Here is a 16213-nt window from a genome sequence, read left to right on the forward strand (position 1 = left end):
GAGTTGTGGGCGTGGGGCGGCGTCTCGTGCGGTCGGGGTGGGACGGTGGGTTGTGCCGCGCGGGTTCGCGTGGTCGGGTGGAGTCGTCCACGTCTACTCGAAATGGAGCCGCTCACATGCCGATCCAGCGTCTCAACCATGCCGTGCTCTTCGTCTCCGATCTGGAGCGATCGGTGGAGTTCTACAGTGCGGTGCTGGGGTTCCGGCGCTTGCCGGGCGGATTTCCGGGCGCGGCGTTCTTGCAGGCCGAGGGTTCGGCGAACGATCACGACCTGGGGTTGTTCCAGTCGCCGGACCCGTCGATCGCGCATCGGACCGGGCGGATCGGGCTGTATCACCTGGCCTGGGAGGTGGATACGCTGCGCGAGCTACAGCGGATCGAGAACGCGCTGCTGGCGGCGGGCGCGCTGGGCGGCGCCTCCAACCACGCCTCCACCAAGGCGCTCTACGCCCGGGATCCGGACGGCATCGAATTCGAGGTGTGCTGGCTGGTGCCGGACGCGGCCGTCGAAGCGGAGATGGCGGCGATGACCGCGCCGACCCGCCCGTTGGATATCGATGCCGAGATCGCCGCCTACGGTGCGGACACCCCCGGCGGCCCGCGCACCGATCATGCCGTCTGGCAGCGGCTCCTCGCGGCGCGCGGCAGCGAATAGTCCACTGCCGCCGCGGTTTCGGTCAGAGATCGCGTTGCTGCGTGTACCACCAGGCGGCCGCGCCCGCCGCCGCGGTCCACAACAGCAGCACCACGATCGCGGCGGGGGTCGGTGCGATGGCGGCGCTGTCGGCGTAACTGCCGTCGCTCATCGTCCCGACCGTCGCCGCCACCGGCAGAATCGTGGCGAATCCGGGAAACCCGATGCCGCGCGCCACGATCCACACCAGCGGCTCCAACACCAGCAGCCCGACGATCACCGCGACCGCCTGCACCGGCGAGCGCAGCAGGAACCCGAGCGCCGCCCCGATCACCGCCCAGCACACCGCGGCCAGGGTCACCCCGCCCAGTACGGCGAGCAGTTCGACGGTGAACTCCGCCTTGTCCCGGCCCAGCAGCAGCAATGCCGCCGCCCCGACAACTTCCATCCCGAGCACGACGACCAGCGAAAACCACGCCGCCACCGCGAGTTTCGACCCCAGCAGCAGATTCCGGTCCGGCGTGAACACCGCACTCACCGGCAGTGACCCGTACTTGTATTCGTCCCCGGCCGACAATGCCCCGAAGACCGCGGAAGCCAGCACCGCCAGCGCCAAGGCGAACGCCACGGCGGTAGCGGAAGTCCCGACAGCCCCGAAGACCGGATGCTTATCGGTGGCGACAGCCGGCGTGAACCGAATCCCCAGCACCGCGAAGGCCAGCACCCCGACCAGTGCGACCCCGCCGCCGAGCAGCTGATTCAGCCGCAGCGAAACAACCTTCCGCACTTCGGAATTGGCGGCCCGCAGCACAGGCTCCGGCACGGTGACGAGATTCATCCCGCATCCTTTCGGCTGAGATCGATCGCGGCGCGGTGTGCGGCCCGGGTGCTCAACGCGCCATCCCGTGCGCGACCGGGTTGGGGTAGGCCGGGGCGGCGGGGCGGGTGAGGGCGGCGAGGACCTGATCCGGGTGGATGTGTTCGGAGCTGATCTCGGTGAGTTGGACGCGGGCGGTGGCGGCGGCCGATTCGAGTTGCGCGAGCGTGGTCTCGGCGACGGCGAGGCGGCCGTCGGGCCGCATGACGGCGTCGGTGTGGCCCTGCGCGGCGAGGGCGGTGGCCAGAGCGATCTGGCTGGAGGATTTGACCAGGATGCGATCGGGGTGGCTGCGCCGCAGGCGGGCGGGACTGCCCTGGTAGACGACTTTTCCGTGGTCCAGCACGATGAGTTCGTCGGCTACCGGGATGGCCGCGCTGAGCGTGCGGGAGGTGAGCAGTACGGTACCGCCGCGGCGGGTGTGGCCGTGCAGATACTCGTTGAGCCAAGCGGTTTCGGCGGCGTCGAGGCCGGCGGCGGGATCGTCCAGAAGCAGCAGCGGCGGGTTGCCGAGCAGGGCCACGGCCAAGGCCAAGCGGGTTTGCGCGCCCGGGGATTGGGCGGCGATGCGTTCCCCCGCCGCCTGGTCCAGGCGGACCAGGGCCAGCAGCTCGTCGACACGGTCGTCGGAAACCCCTGCGGCGGCGGCGAATACGCGCAGCTGGCCGCGCACGGTACGGGCGGGGTGCAGCCCGCGCGGGTTCAGCATCGCCCCGATGGCCTGCCGCCCCGGCCGCACACCCGAGCCGGGGCCACCCACATTGGCCGACCCGGAGGTCGGCTTCAGCTGTCCGAGCAGCATGCGCAGCACCGTGGTCTTGCCCGCGCCCGTCGGCCCCACCAGGACGGCGACCTTGCCCGCGGGCACCACGAAACTCACATTGCTGACCGCGGTGACAGTCTCGAAACTCTTGCTCAATCCCGCGGCGGCGAAGGCGAGCGGCCGGGCCTGGCTCACTGCTGCGTGGCCTGCGGCGCGGCCGCTTCCACGGCGGTCAGCGGGTCGGCGTCGATGACCAGCGGTGCGGGCCAGGTGGTGGGCGGGGCCCCGAACGCCTTGCGCGCGTTGTCGACCGTCTTGTGGCCGAGCGCGCGGTTACCGAAACCGCCGATGGCCGCGCCGATTCCGGCGGGCAGCACCTTGCCGAACATGAGCGCGCTGCGCTTGACGATGAAGCGCGTGAGGAAGGTCTTCAACAGGCTGTCGTTCATGGAGCTGATGCCCGGAATCTTGCCCGCCAGCAGGGTTCCCCAGTTCTTGGCGGACGACCCGACGGTCTTCTGCACGATCTCCATGCCGCTCTCGCCCATGACCACCGCCAGCACCAGCGCGCGGCGGCGTTCCTTGTCCTCGGGCGCGACCCCGTGCACGGCGGCGACCGCGAGGGTGAAGACCGCGGAGGCTTCCAGGAAGAACGCGGTCTCCGCGCTCACGGCGGCGAGCGAGGCCACGGTCCCGACCCCGGGCACCGCCGCGGTCGCGCCGACCGCGGTGCCGCTACCGGTGATGGCGGTCAGATAGAGCTTCTCGATGCGCGCGATGATCTGCGCGGGCGACTCCTGCGGATGCGAGTGCCGGAACTTCTCCACGTACTTGGTGACCGCGGGACCCTGCACCTGCGCGCCGTTCTCGAGCAACGAGACGACGGCCTTCTCGAGCCCGTTCTTGAACATCGACACACCCCATTCTTCGCGCGGTCCTCCGACCGCAAACTCTATGGCACCGGCACAACGATTCGCGACGGATGCCGGTTCCTGCACGACCCGAGCGGTCCGCGCGCCGCGCCGCGCCCGGGTCTCTCGCGACATACCCGGCGTTCCGGCATCCATGCCGCATGCGGCCGTGTTCCTCGCGACTCGCCGTTCCCGCCCGCCCTGGCGCGTCTCGGCGGAGTGCACCGAGCCATGATCGCGGCGCGGCGAGAATCGGCTTACCGTGGACGGGTGGCGGGTGTGTCCGAAGGCGCGAGCGGATTGCCGGATCCGCGGCTGCGCGTGTACGTCCTCGGTTACGAGGGCTACCTGCTGCGCGGGTTCGAGCCGGGCACCCACGTGGGCATGCCGGGATCGGCTTTGACGGTGATCGTGACCATCGACGAGCCGGTGGATGTGCCGGTCTCCTCGCATCCGGAACAGGCCGGGGCGAAATGGGACATGCTGGCCAGCGGTTTGACCGTGCGCCCGGCCCTGATCGCGCACAACGGCTTTCAGCACGGCATTCAACTGGCGCTGACCCCGCTCGGCTGCCGCGCGCTTTTCGGTATCCCGGCGGCGGCGCTCGGTTCCTGGATCGTGGATCTGGGCGAGGTGCTCGGCACCCGCGCCGGTGAACTCCGGGACCGGCTGACCGCGGCGACCGGCTGGCCCGAGCGATTCGCCATCTTCGACCAGATCCTGCTGCGCTGCATCCGCCCGGTGCATTGGGATCCCGAACTGGCTCGCGCCTGGGCCCTGCTGTCAGGCCCGGACCCGGCCGTCCGGGTGGCCGCCGTGGCCGCGGAGATCGGCTGGAGCCGAAGGCATCTCGCCAACCGCTTCACCGCCGAATTCGGGGTGACCCCCAAGGACGCCGTCCGCATCGCCCGCTTCGAACGCTCGCACCGCATGCTGCGCCTCCCGCAGGCTCCGGCGCTGGCCGAGACGGCCGTCGCGACCGGCTACTACGACCAGGCCCATATGGCCCGCGAATGGCGCGAACTGGCGGGCATGCCCCCGTCGGTCTGGCGCGAACGCGAGGAGTTCCCATTCGTCCAAGACCAGCACGACCCCGCCGCGGCACCGTAGTCCCATGACAGAGACAACTTCGGTGCAGACCGCGGCCATCGTGTGGCCGACCTTCGTATACCGCGACGCCGAGGCCGCGATCGCCTTCCTCGAGCAGGCGTTCGGCTTCGTCACCACCGCCCGCCACGGTGATGCCGAAACCGTCCACCACGCCGAGCTGGCCTGGCCGGGCGGCGGCGGCATCATGCTCGGCACCGCCCGCCCCGACGGCGCGCTGGCCTGCGCGGTTCCCGGGGCGGGCTCGGCCTACATCGTCACCGACCAGATCGATGCCCTCTACCGGCGCGCGCAGGGCGCGGGCGCGACCATCACCCGCGAACTGCGTGACGAAACCGATTACGAGTCACGGGGTTTCACCTGCCGTGACCCGGAGGGCGTGTACTGGAGCTTCGGCACCTATCGCGGCGAAGGGTACTGATCAGGGCTGATGCCCGGCCGGCACCCGTTCGGCGGGCACCGGCGGCGGGGGCGGCGTGCCGTTGCCGAACGGCTTGCCGCCCAGCGCTTCCCGCCCGTGCGGGCTGAGCCAATTGCCCAGTTCGGGCCCCTTCGGCACGATCCGCGTCGGGTTTATATCGGTGTGCACGATGTAGTAGTGCTCTTTGATCTGCTTGAAGTCGATGGTGTCGCCGAACCCGGGCGTCTGGTACAGGTCGCGCACGTAATCCCAGAGCACCGGCATCTCGGTCAGCTTCTGCCGATTGGTCTTGAAATGCCCGTGGTACACCGGATCGAACCGCACCAGCGTGGTGAACAACCGCACATCGGCCTCGGTGATGGTGTCGCCCACCAGGTATCGCTGCCCGGCCAGCCGTTCGGAGAGCCAGTCCAGCGCGGTGAAGAGCCGGTCGTAGGCGGCCTCGTAGGCTTCCTGCCCGCCCGCGAACCCGCACCGGTACACGCCGTTGTTGACCTCGGTGTACACCCGCCGGTTCACCGAATCGATCTCGGCGCGCAGGTCTTCCGGGTACAGCTGCGGCGCGCCCTCGCGATGGAACTCGGTCCACTCGGTCGAGAAGTCCAGGGTCATCTGCGCGTAGTCGTTGGTGACGACCTGACCGGTCGGCACGTCGACGATGGCGGGCACCGTGATGCCGCGCGGATACTCCGGGTACCGCTTGAAGTACGCGTCGGCCAGGAAGTGAATCCCCAGTACCGGATCCACCTCGCCCGGATCCAGATCGAAGGTCCAGCTGCGCTTGTCGTGCGTGGGCCCGCACAACCCCAGCGACAGCACCGATTCCAGCCCGAGCAGCCGGCGCACGATGAGCGTCCGGTTGGCCCACGGGCAGGCCCGCGCCGCCACCAGGCGGTACCGCCCCGGTTCGACCGGGTACCCATCCCGCCCGTCCGCGGTGATCCGCGTGGTGATGTAGTTCGTGTCCCGCTTGAACTCGCCCGGCTCGACGTAGGAGCCCGGCTCCGGCTTTGACGTGGTCACCCGCCCAGTCTTACAGAAGGCCCGCGGCCGCGAGGCTCGGTCCGCCCGTACCCTTCCCCCAGTTTGGGACACCGCCTAGATTGTGTCTCATGACTGATCCCAAGCCCACTCGCCTGGAGCGCATCGTCACCGCCGGTGGCGCGGAGGCCGCGGTGCTCACCGTCGACCATCAGCCGCTGAACCTCTACGACAAGGCGCTGCTGGAATCGATCGCCGCCGATCTCGCGGAGCTCTCGGCGAATCCGCCCCGCGCCCTGCTGTATCGCACCGAGGGCAAGCTGGTCTCCGGCGGCGTCGACGTGCACGTCTTCGACGGCCTCACCCCGGACGAGGGCGCGCAGCTGTGGCAGGACCTCTTCGCGCGCATCATCCATCCCCTGGAAGCGCTGCCCTGCCCGGTCATCTTCGCCGCGCACGCGCTCACCCTGACCGCCGCCTTCGAGATCGCGCTGGCCTGCGACATCATCCTGGCCGCGCCCAAGGCCAAGTTCGGTCTGGTGGAGACGGTGGTCGGCCTGACCCCGTCCATGGGCGGCCCGCAGCGGCTGGCCGAGCGCGCCGGTTCCGGTCGCGCCCGCGAATTCGTGATGACCGCCGATCTCTACGATGCCGCCACCATGGCCGAGTGGGGTGTGGTGAACGCCGTGCACGAGGACGTCGATACCGCGGCCCGCGCGCTGCTGGCCAAGCTGGCCGACGGCCCGACCAAGGCCCACGCCGCGACCAAGGAGATCATCGGCGCGTGGCGCTCCGGCGGTGTGTCGCACGCGGATTCGGTGACTCCGGAGGTATCCGGGCAACTGTTCGGCACCGAAGACTTGAAGGGCGCGGTGCGCAGCTTCCTGGACGTCGGTCCTGGAAAGGCTACGTACACAGGAAAATAGCGACTCGGCGCACCGTCGCGACACGCTGAGCACCAGGTTTCCCGGCGAGAAGTGCAGGGAAGTCTGGTTTCACCGGGCGGAGGTGTGTTTCCGGGGTGTGAAAGCGTGACATCGGTTTGCCGACAATCCGCCCACGAGTGTGATGTGCATCATATAGTCACAGGTGCCTGGCAGGGCTCGAGGCACTCGGAGGGACGAGGATGTCGCAGTTACTGGTGGAGTATCCGCACACGCGAAATACCTGGTGCGACAACCCGCTTGCGCGCGGAGCGGATGGCGTCCTGCGCTACGGCAATCTGACCCCGGCGCTCACCGAGCTATTGGATATCCAGGTGCACACCTTCGCCGCGCGCGAGGCCGTGGTGGAGATCGGCGGCCCCCGGCTGACCTACCGCGAACTCTGGTACTCGGCCTCGCGCATCGCGGGCGGGCTCCAGGAGCACGGCATCGGCTACGGCGACCGGGTGGCGGTGCGCATGCCGGTCGGCGCGCGCTGGGTGCAGGCGTTCCTGGGCGCGCTGCTCTCCGGAGCGGTACCGGTACTGGTGCCCGATGGCCTGCCGGAGTCGGTGGCACGGCAGGTGATTCGCGATTCCTGCGCGGATTTCGTGCTGGACGGCGGCGGGCGCGCGGCCGGCTACGGCGAGGCGATGCCCGACGGCGCGGCCTTCATCGACGACGGCGCCTCCCTCGGTGAGCTGGCGCTGCTCTGCTACACCAGCCCCGGCCTGGAACCGGGTCCGCGCGGCGTGGAGCTGACCAACGAGAACCTGCTCTCGGCGATCCGCTCGGTGGTGGGCGCGCTGGATCTGCCCACCGAGGGCCTGCGCAATCTGGTGCTGCTGCCGCTGGCGCACGCCAGCGGATGCGTGGATCAGCTGCTGCCGACCTTCGCCGTGGGCGGCACCGTGGTGCTCGCCCCGGATCCGGCGGCGGTGCCGGAAACCCTTGTCGCCGAACGCATCGACATGGTGTCGGCGACGCCCCGCATCTTCGCGGGCCTGCTGCCCGGTCTGGCGGGGCTGCGGCTGGAAGGGGTGCGGCAGGTCTGTAGCGCGGGCCATCGCGCCGAACTCGCCTGCGCCGACCCGACGGTCTCGGAATCGGTCTCCAGCACGCTGCGCGACATCTTCCCCGAAGCCCGCCAGTGGTCGGTCTGGGGCGCGACCGAGACCAGCGGTATCGGCTTGGCCCGCGACGACGGCGCGGCCCCGCGTGACGTACTCGGATTCGCCTTCGGCGGTACCGAATTGGCCTTGTGCGGGCCGCGCGCCGCCACCGGTCAGGGCGAATTGCTCTGTCGCGGTCCGAATATCGCCCCGCGCTACTGGAACGACCCGCAGACCACGGAGTCTCGTTTCACCGGCTCCTGGTTCCATACCGGCAATCAGGTCAGCATCGATCCCGATGGTCTGGTCCGGCGCGCCGCCGCGGAGTGAACCGTCGTCATCCCGAGCGTGCGTGTCACGCGTGACGAAGGAGCGCTCGACGTCAGCCGATCAGCCGGGCGCGCAATGCGTCCCGCAGTTCCGGGGTGATGCCGACCTCGGCGAGGTATCCGTCCACGCCGCCGTACATGGTCAGCATGGAGCTGGTGGCCGACTCCAGGTACTCGGGCTTCACGCCGAGCAGGTCGTCGGAGAGCTCTTCGTCCAGCGCGGAGGTCATGAAGGAGCGCAGGGTCGGGACGGCGTCATTGCTGAGCAGGTAGTCGGCGTAGACGTCCTCCTCGGTGACGTCGACCGCGCGCAGCAGGGTCGCGATCGACCAGCCGGTGCGGTCCTTGCCCGCCGCGCAGTGCACGAGCGCGGTGCCGGTCAGCACCGAATCCGCTAGCTTCTTGATGGCCAGGTGGGCTTCGGGCATGGCCGGGAACTCCCGGTACACCTCGAGCATGTGGTTCGCGGCGGTGACGTGACGGCGGGCCTCGTGCGGCGGGGTCTCGCCCATCCGCGAGTCGAAGGGCGTGATGTGCAGGTTCACGCCTTCGGGCAGCGCGTCGTGGCCGATGAAGTCGATCTCCTTGTAGCCGCGCAGGTCGTGCACGTCGGTGACGCCGAGGCCGAGCAGGGTGGCGTGGCCGGCCGCGTCGAGCCGGCTGAGCTGAGCCGAACGCAGGAGCACTCCCTCCCGGACCGTGCTTCCGCCGGTGGTGCGGGCTCCGCCGACATCGCGGAAGTTGAAGGTGCCGGAGATGAGGAATTGGTCGGGGCGCGCTGAAGTCACCGGCCCAGGCTAGCTGTGAGCGGGCGGTCCGGTGGGTGCGAAGCCCGGTAGCCGGGTGGAATTGTGCGGTTCGCGAGGTTCGAAATGGGCCCGGCACCGGGGCGAATCCTGTGGGCTCGGGCACAGTCGGTATCTATGTGCTTACCCACATCCGTAAAATACCGCTTGGTCCCAATGTTGGCTTTACCGGGCGATTCGAGAATTTGCTCGATTCCCATTCGATCGCGAGCCTGTTCCGATTAGGTAACGAAACAATCCTTAGGTACGGAAACGGCTATCAAAGCTGGTCGCGATGCCAGAAAACGACGTAGCATCGATACTCGTGAACGGGTACGCCGGGTCCTGCCCCAGGGGATCAGTGCCGATCTGCAACCCGTTGAGCGAGCCGCGCAGCAGAGGTGCGCGAGTTCTTTCAAAGGGAGTCGTCGTTGAACGCTAGTGGAGAAATGATCCAGGTCGGACTTCGTCCGGCCATGATCGAGGCAATCGAGAAGACCGCCGCGTCTCTCGACTTCACCGGTACCCGTGCTTTGCGAATACTGCTGCACGCCGGGCTGAGCACCTTGTGGCCGATCTTGAAGTCCACTCCGGACAAGCAGATTCGCGCCTACGAGCACACCCTCGCCATGCTCCGGCGGCGCTGGGAGAATCAGGACCGGTCCGTCTGCGTACCCGATCCGGTCGCCACCGCGACCTTCCGGGAACTCGATGCCGAGGTGTCCTCGCTGCTCGGGCTCTGCGCCCAGCGCTCCGGGACCCAGTGGCTGGAACCGGCCGACGCGCTGGCCGCCTATCTGGTGGCGGTGATCCAGGGCATGGTGCTGCGCTGGCTGGCCGACTGCGACGACGAGACGTCGCTGGTCGTACTCGACGATCTGGTCTCCTACCTTTCCACCAAGGCGATCGACGCCTGATCGCCGTTCGGAACACCTGCTCGACCGGGTCCTTTCCCGGCCTGCCGAAGTAATGCTGGACGAGTGACCAAGTTCGTGGTCGAATGAACTGGTGACCGAATCGTCGCCGATCGCCGGCCTGCACGCGGCCACCGCCGAACTCGACGCGCCCCTGGCGGCCGTCGACCTGACCGCCCTGCGCGCCAATGCCGCCGATCTGGTGCGCCGCGCGCGCGGAGTGCCGGTCCGAGTGGCCAGTAAATCCGTGCGCTGCCGCGCGGTACTCGAAGAAGTCCTGGGCCCCAAGCTGACCGCCGACGGCGGTTTCGCGGGCATCATGGGTTACTCACTCGCCGAAGCGATCTGGCTGGCGGGGGAGGGGGCCCGCGACATTCTGCTGGGCTACCCCACCACCGACCGCGCCTCGCTGGCGCGGCTCGCCGCCGATCCGGTGTTGCGGGACTCCATCACCCTGATGATCGACGACGTCGATCAACTGGAGTTGATCCGGGCCGCGCTCGGCACCGAAAAAGTCTCTCCCCGTGTATGTATCGACGTCGACGCATCGCTGCGCATCGGGCCGCTGCACCTGGGGGTGCGGCGCTCGCCGATCCGGACGCCGGAACAGGCGGCGCGGCTGGCGGCCGAAGCGCGCCGGCGCGGATTCGATGTGGTCGGCGTGATGACCTACGAGGCGCAGATCGCCGGGCTGCCGGATACCAATCCCGCTGTGCGACTGGTGAAGAAGGCGTCCGCGGCCGAGATCCTGCGGCGCCGCCGGCAGGTGCTGGAGGCGGTGCGCGGCGAGGTCGGGGAACTGGAGATCGTCAACTCCGGTGGTACCGGGTCCATCGAGGTCAGCATCTCCGATCCGGACGTCACCGAGGTGACCGCCGGGTCCGGGCTCTACGTGCCCACCCTGTTCGACGGGTATCGGACGGTAACCCCGCGTCCGGCAATGTATTTCGCCATGCCGGTGCTGCGGCGGCCCGCGCCCGGCATCGCCACGGTCTTCTCCGGCGGGTACATCGCCTCCGGTCCGGCCGGGGCCTCGCGGGTTCCGAAGCCGGTGTGGCCCAAGGGTTTGCGGCTCATCGGCACCGAAGGCGCGGGCGAGGTGCAGACCCCGCTCACCCATGCCGACGGCCTGCGCATCGGCGATCGGGTGTGGTTCCGGCACGCCAAAGCCGGTGAGCTGTGCGAACGTTTCGGCCAGGTGCACCTGGTGGAGGCCGACGGCAGCCGCACCACGGTGCCGACCTACCGCGGCGAAGGGCAGTGCTTCGGCTAGACCCGGTCGAGTTGCAGTACCGCCGCCAGATCGGAGAGTTCGATGGCGTCGGCCGGCAGATACTCGGTGAGCAGCGGTGAGCGGACGATGATCGCCGCCCACATGGCGCGGGAGATGGCGCTGGTCAGCCAGTGCCGGGAGAGCAGCCGGCCGATGCCGTGCGGGGCGTCCTTGGGCGCGGAGGTGGTCATCGAGACCAGCACCACCGCCGCCTCGCGCCCCTGGAAATGATCGGCCGTCCCGACCAGCACATCCTCGATCCTGGCGCGCGACAAGAGGGTTCGGATCCGCGCCACCTGGGCGTGATAGGGCGCGACCACCAGAATGTCGTGCGGGTGCAGGCGCCGGGTGACCGCGCCGGTATGCCAGGACAGGCCCAGCAGCGTCCGCACCTGGCGCACGATCTCCCTGGCCTCCTCGGCGGATTCGGTGCTGTTGCCGTGATGTTCGACCGGAACGGTCCGCACGCCCGGCGTGATGCCTTCGAGTTCCCTTGCCAGGGTGACGGTTTCATTGGAGCGCAGCCGATTGTCGTAGCGCAGCCGGGAAACCGGGCCGCTCATGCGCGGATGCATGCGCCAGGTGCGATCCAGGAAGTAGCCGTACGCGGCGGGCAGGGTGCGATGCGCGCCCACCACCCGGCCCAGTACGGATTCGGCGATCGGTTCGGAGTGCGCGCCCCGGCCCGCCGCCGGTGCGGGATCGCCCACCAGCAACAGATTCCGGGCGCTGATCCCCACCGCGATCGCATCGGCCAGGGGAAACTTTCCGGCGTCGGCGATCACCAGCAGGTCCAGATTGTCGCGCGGGATATGACTGGCATCGGTGAAATCGCGGGGTAGACCGCCGACCACGCAACCATTGACGGCATTGTCGAGAAAACGTTCGTAGCGGTTCGGTTCGATCGGCAGCCATTCCGGCGCGACGGCCTGCGCCTCCGCCTTGGCCACCAGCTCGGGTAGTACGCCCACCTGCACCACGGCGTCGAGGACGTGCTCGACCACCTGGTGTGAGCGCGCCACCACGCCGACCCGCCACTTGTATCGGGTGACGAGGCGCTCCACCACGCGGGCGGTGGTGTCGGTCTTGCCGGTGCCGGGCGGACCCTGCACGGCCACATAGGAATTCGCGAGATCCAGGACGGCGGCGGTGACGGCGGCGGCATGATCACCGAAGACCTCCGGCAGGGCGCCGCCGGTGCGCAGCCGCGGCGGGCGGCGGCACAGCAGATCGAAGACCGCCGTTTCGGGGACCTCGGGCAGGGCCACCAGCAGCTGGTGCGCGGTGTCCTCGAGCGCCGCCTCCAGATGCTCGTCGCGGCCCGGCGGGCACGGGGCGATGGCGGTGGGCAGCTCGTCGTAGGGCTCGCAGCCGTCCGGCAGCAGCTCCACCACCCGCACCACATCCTCGAAATTGGTGTCGAGGGAACAGCCGAGCACGGTGGCGTAGGCGGTGGCGCGCTGGCCGGGTTCGACGGTCATTCCGGGCGCGGGGCGGTCGTACAGGGTCAGGACCGGCGTCCCGGGCGGTGGTGCGTTGCCCGTGCCCAGCCGTCCGGTCAGCGTCAGATAGCGCCGCATGAGCCGGGTTCCGGTGGTGTGCCACTTGGTGTCGACCGTGCCCCAGTCGGCGACCAGCACCCCCGGCGTATCCGCCCACTCCTCGATCGGATGATCCAGCCGGTCCTCGTGCGCCCACCGCAACGGCTGCCGCTCGCGCCGGTGATATCCCAGCGCCGCCGCCGTGAAGGCGGCCGCCACCTGCGCGGTATTCCGGTCCCGCGCCGAGTCCGCGAACTCCCGCAGCGCCGCCTCCAGCTCGTCCGGGCCGGTCTGCGCATAGTCGTAGACCCACCGCCGCGCCGGGCGTACCCCCTGCTGCGCGGCCAGTTCGACCAGCCAATCCCGCAGCCGCACAACAGCTTCCGCGCCGTGACCGGCCGCACCCGGATTCGGCGGCAACTGCCCCAGATCGTAGGACCGCTCCCCGACGATCAATGCCGCCCGCACGATCGGATACAGATCCACCAACGCGGGCAACAACTCCGCGACCGTATCCTCCCCATCCACCACCAACTCCCCGAGTGCCCTCAGCAGCGGCCGTAACTCGCCCCGATAGTGGTGAATTCGCATATTCGGGAACTCGCGCTGCCAAGCCACCAGGAACTCCAGCAGCTCGACCCCGTCCCCCTCGCTCCCCGAACCCTCAACCCCCACACCGGATTCCGTCCACTCCCGCCCGACCCCGGAAACCGCGAACGTATAAACCACATGCGCCGCATCCTCATCCGCCCCGCGTCCCGCGCCCGCCGTCGCCCCGGCACTCAGCTCGGCGTCGTAGCCGGTCCCGCCCCGTCCGCTCTCGATCGTGTGATCGGCTGCCGTGCACGCGGATTCGTGGTCGGTGTTGTCCGGTGCCGACTGGATTACGGCGGCTCTGTTCTCGGCGGCGCCCACCGCTGCTTCGCCGAGTTCGGGTGCGGCAGGTCGCGGGGATGCGCCGAGTTCAGGTGCGGCAAGTTTCGGGGATGCGCCGAGTTCAGGTGCGGCGGGTTCCGGAGATATGCCGAGTTCGGGGGTGGCAGATTCCGGGGATACGTCGAGTTCGGGGGTGGCAGGTTCGGGGGATGCGCCGAGTTCAGGTGCGGCAGGTTCCGGAGACATGCCGAGTTCGGGGGTGGCAGGTTCCGGGGATGCGCCGAGCTCGGCGGCGGGTTTCGGCGCTACGCCGTGATTGCCCTCCGGGCGCGGGGCCGGGGCCGGGACGTATTCGTCCATGACGGCGAGGACCGTGATGACATCGGGGGCGGTGGCGCTGATGAAGAGGTCGCCGGTGGTGGGCCGGGGGAGGGCGGCGAGGGCGGCGGCGTCGATCAGGGTGTGGGCGGGGTGGCCGGTTCGCTCGCGCTGGATTTGCAGTTCGGCCTGGCGGCGCAGGGGAGTGAAGGCGGGGCCGGGGATGCCGGTGCCGGTGGCGTCGGCGGCGGCCAGGCGTTCGACGGTGGTGATGCCGGCGTCGCGGAGCTGGGCCCGGGTGCCGGGGCGCATGCCGGCCACCAGGAGCAGGTCGCGACGGGCTTCGAGCTCGGCGGTACAGGCGACGCAGCGGCCGCAGGCCAGGAAGCGGCGGTCACCCCATTGAACGGGGAGCAGTTCGCCGAGTTTGGCGTCCACGATCGATTCGAGGCGCTGCCGGCGGGCCTGGTAGACCACCGCGATATCGGCCAGCGAGTGCACCGCCGCAGCGCCGTCGGACCAGATCCGGGCGTGCGAGGCGGCGCGGAATCCGTTCCGCTGGAGCGCATCCACGCACGCGGCCGCGGCCAGTAGCGTCGCGATCGTGTTCCGGCGACCCGTCACCCCGGCCGCCACGTAGTCGTACGCCTCGGGCGCGCTGTCGCACAACAGGAAGTCGCTGTGCGCGGCGAACGAGCCGTCGAGCACCACGGCGCCCGCCGCCGCCTGCACGCCCGCGCCGAGCGCGGCCAGGGTGTCGGCATGCGCATCCCGCAGTGCCGCAAGCGTTTTCGCGGGATCGGCGGCGGCGCGCACCCGGATGCGCGTCACCCCGGCGCCGTGCCGATCGCGCAGATCCGCCAGGAGTTGTTCGGCCGCAGACGGTTCCGTCCCCGCCGCGCGATCGCGCGTGGCGTTCCCGCCGCCGATGCGGGTGGCGGCCACCGTCTCGAAGGGCGCCGCGCCCCCACCGGCCGGCAGCCCCATGCCCGCCCCGGGGTCGCTGAGCGGCGACAATGTGACAGCGTCCGATATCGGCCCCGGATACGCGGCAGCCCCGCTCGAGCCTCGCTCGACCGGTGGCACCAGGCCCAGTTCGGCGTCGAGCGCGCGCAACAGCGCGAACTCACAACGCGCCGCCGACACCAGGTCTCCGGTGCTGCACACGACACGATCACCGAACAGAATCAATCGCGCCCCTCCTGTGTCTACTGCGCCGACACCCCGCCCCGGCCGCCGCGTCACTGCGTACCGAGTCGCGAACAGCGTAATGACTACGGCCCCGCACCGCGCCCCCAGGTACTGTCTCCGGGCGCTCCCGCCCGCACCCCCGCAGCCGCACGTCAAAACCGGTTTTCCGGGCGATGTTGCGGGACAACGCGACTCACGCCCTCACCCCTTCCCGCCCCGCCCCTCACCGCCCCCTCGAAGCGCCAAACCCACCCACCCAATTCGGCGTGTCGTCCCCGCTCGACCGCGACTACCGCGCCGTGGACCCGGGCCTTCGCACCGCACGACCCTCACCGCCGACCGCAGCCAACGGCATTCGCGTCCGAGGCGTACGTGAAACCCGCCCCACGAGCCGGCAAACCGAGCCACCCGATCTGCGTATCGTCTGCGCCTGGTTCGATACGCCGTGGCCGTCGGGCGTTGGGCCGAGGCGGGTTTGTCACAATCGCGGGATGCCGTATTTCGAAGGTGGCCGTGGGCGGCTGCATTACCGCCGGTGGCCGGTCGCGGAGGGGGCGGCGGTGCTGGTCTTGTTGCCGGGGACGGGGCAGCACAGTGGGCACTATCACCGGTTCGCGAGTGGGCTGGCGGGGGCGGGGATCGAGCTGTGGGCGTTGGATACCTCGGGGCATGGGTTGAGCGAGGGGGATCCGGAGCGGCCGGGGGATCTGTCCGAATTGTGTGCTGACGCGGACGCGTTCGTGGAGGAGGTGACGCGGCTGCGAGCGGAGGCGGCGCCGTGGTTCTTGATGGGGCATTCGCTCGGGGCGGCGACGGTGCTGGCGGGGCTGGGGGATGGGCTCGGCGCGGGGTGCGCGGGGGTGGTGTTGTGCGGGACGCCGCAGCGGATATTGCGAGGCGAGGCGCCGCGGTCGGCGCGTGGGAGCTCGGGCGCTGTACCGGAGCGGCGGGGTGCTGCGATTGCGGTGGGGCGGGTGCCGGGTGGGGTTGAATCCACGTCCGCGGGACGGACTTTCACGTCGCGGGTGCCGGAGGCATTGCCGGTGCTGGTGGTGCACGGGGTGGATGATCGGCGGACGCCGATCGATCCGGTGCGGGAGTGGGCGCGGTCGGTGGACGCGGAGTTCCGGGAGTATGCGGATGCGGGGCACGATTTGCTGCACGACCCGGTGCAGGGTGAGGTCACGGGGGATATCGCGGACTGGATCGGGCGGGTGAACTCGAACCGTTAGGGGCGGCAAGGGTTTACGGTGGGG

The 16213-nt window shown here is 69.8% G+C and carries 14 protein-coding genes; 8 read left to right on the forward strand and 6 right to left on the reverse strand.

The genetic code is table 11. The annotated features are described in order from the left end of the window. The first annotated feature begins 116 nt into the window (after nucleotides 1–116). Nucleotides 117–656: a VOC family protein gene (locus NI1_RS10235; RefSeq protein WP_067817289.1), complete on the forward strand. Its 540-nt coding sequence runs from the start codon at nucleotides 117–119 to the stop codon at nucleotides 654–656. A 22-nt stretch (nucleotides 657–678) separates the two neighbouring features. Here NI1_RS10235 and NI1_RS10240 read toward each other — a convergent pair whose 3' ends face one another. From NI1_RS10240 to NI1_RS10250, 3 genes are read right to left on the reverse strand one after another with little or no spacing between them, the layout of a single operon-like run. Next, nucleotides 679–1473, reverse strand: a complete 795-nt coding sequence (locus NI1_RS10240; protein ID WP_067817294.1) for an ABC transporter permease — start codon at nucleotides 1471–1473, stop codon at nucleotides 679–681. Between the two features lie 52 nt (nucleotides 1474–1525). Further along, the gene (locus tag NI1_RS10245) at nucleotides 1526–2470 is read right to left on the reverse strand and encodes an ATP-binding cassette domain-containing protein (protein WP_067817298.1); all 945 of its coding nucleotides are present in this window, start codon (nucleotides 2468–2470) and stop codon (nucleotides 1526–1528) included. Next, nucleotides 2467–3186 (reverse strand): hypothetical protein, encoded by a 720-nt coding sequence (locus NI1_RS10250; protein WP_067817300.1) that lies wholly within the window; start codon nucleotides 3184–3186, stop codon nucleotides 2467–2469. Before NI1_RS10250 ends, NI1_RS10245 begins: the two co-directional genes overlap by 4 nt. 270 nt (nucleotides 3187–3456) lie before the next feature. Between NI1_RS10250 and NI1_RS10255 the strand changes: the two genes are divergently transcribed. Then, entirely contained in the window at nucleotides 3457–4296 is an 840-nt protein-coding gene (locus tag NI1_RS10255) for an AraC family transcriptional regulator (RefSeq protein ID WP_157535031.1), read from the forward strand. A gap of 4 nt (nucleotides 4297–4300) precedes the next feature. Continuing rightward, nucleotides 4301–4714: a VOC family protein gene (locus NI1_RS10260; protein ID WP_067817308.1), complete on the forward strand. Its 414-nt coding sequence runs from the start codon at nucleotides 4301–4303 to the stop codon at nucleotides 4712–4714. Here NI1_RS10260 and NI1_RS10265 read toward each other — a convergent pair whose 3' ends face one another. Continuing rightward, nucleotides 4715–5737: a glutathione S-transferase family protein gene (locus NI1_RS10265; protein ID WP_067817311.1), complete on the reverse strand. Its 1023-nt coding sequence runs from the start codon at nucleotides 5735–5737 to the stop codon at nucleotides 4715–4717. Nucleotides 5738–5826: 89 nt separating this feature from the next. Between NI1_RS10265 and NI1_RS10270 the strand changes: the two genes are divergently transcribed. Further along, on the forward strand, nucleotides 5827–6621 hold the full coding sequence (locus NI1_RS10270) for an enoyl-CoA hydratase/isomerase family protein (protein WP_067817312.1): 795 nt from the start codon (nucleotides 5827–5829) through the stop codon (nucleotides 6619–6621). A 200-nt stretch (nucleotides 6622–6821) separates the two neighbouring features. Next, on the forward strand, nucleotides 6822–8060 hold the full coding sequence (locus NI1_RS10275) for a class I adenylate-forming enzyme family protein (RefSeq protein ID WP_067817314.1): 1239 nt from the start codon (nucleotides 6822–6824) through the stop codon (nucleotides 8058–8060). A 52-nt stretch (nucleotides 8061–8112) separates the two neighbouring features. On the opposite strand, the gene NI1_RS10280 is transcribed toward NI1_RS10275, so the two are convergent. Further along, entirely contained in the window at nucleotides 8113–8847 is a 735-nt protein-coding gene (locus NI1_RS10280; protein WP_067817316.1) for a tyrosine-protein phosphatase, read from the reverse strand. A 428-nt stretch (nucleotides 8848–9275) separates the two neighbouring features. On the opposite strand from NI1_RS10280, the gene NI1_RS10285 reads away from it, so the two are divergent. Both NI1_RS10285 and NI1_RS10290 read left to right on the forward strand, forming a co-directional pair. Next, complete coding sequence (locus tag NI1_RS10285; RefSeq protein ID WP_245663151.1) at nucleotides 9276–9761, forward strand: TetR family transcriptional regulator; 486 nt, start codon at nucleotides 9276–9278, stop codon at nucleotides 9759–9761. A 91-nt stretch (nucleotides 9762–9852) separates the two neighbouring features. Beyond that, nucleotides 9853–11031 (forward strand): amino acid deaminase/aldolase, encoded by a 1179-nt coding sequence (locus NI1_RS10290; RefSeq protein WP_067817319.1) that lies wholly within the window; start codon nucleotides 9853–9855, stop codon nucleotides 11029–11031. Here the strand turns inward: NI1_RS10290 and NI1_RS39815 are convergent. Continuing rightward, the gene (locus NI1_RS39815) at nucleotides 11028–14933 is read right to left on the reverse strand and encodes a bifunctional RecB family nuclease/DEAD/DEAH box helicase (protein WP_281179484.1); all 3906 of its coding nucleotides are present in this window, start codon (nucleotides 14931–14933) and stop codon (nucleotides 11028–11030) included. The two genes, NI1_RS10290 and NI1_RS39815, sit on opposite strands and share 4 nt — an antisense overlap. Before the next feature lie 515 nt (nucleotides 14934–15448). Between NI1_RS39815 and NI1_RS10300 the strand changes: the two genes are divergently transcribed. Further along, on the forward strand, nucleotides 15449–16189 hold the full coding sequence (locus NI1_RS10300) for an alpha/beta hydrolase (RefSeq protein WP_067817326.1): 741 nt from the start codon (nucleotides 15449–15451) through the stop codon (nucleotides 16187–16189). Nucleotides 16190–16213 lie beyond the last annotated feature (24 nt).

Origin of the sequence: Nocardia inohanensis NBRC 100128 (assembly GCF_001612945.1) — a bacterium.
Taxonomy (GTDB): domain Bacteria; phylum Actinomycetota; class Actinomycetes; order Mycobacteriales; family Mycobacteriaceae; genus Nocardia; species Nocardia inohanensis.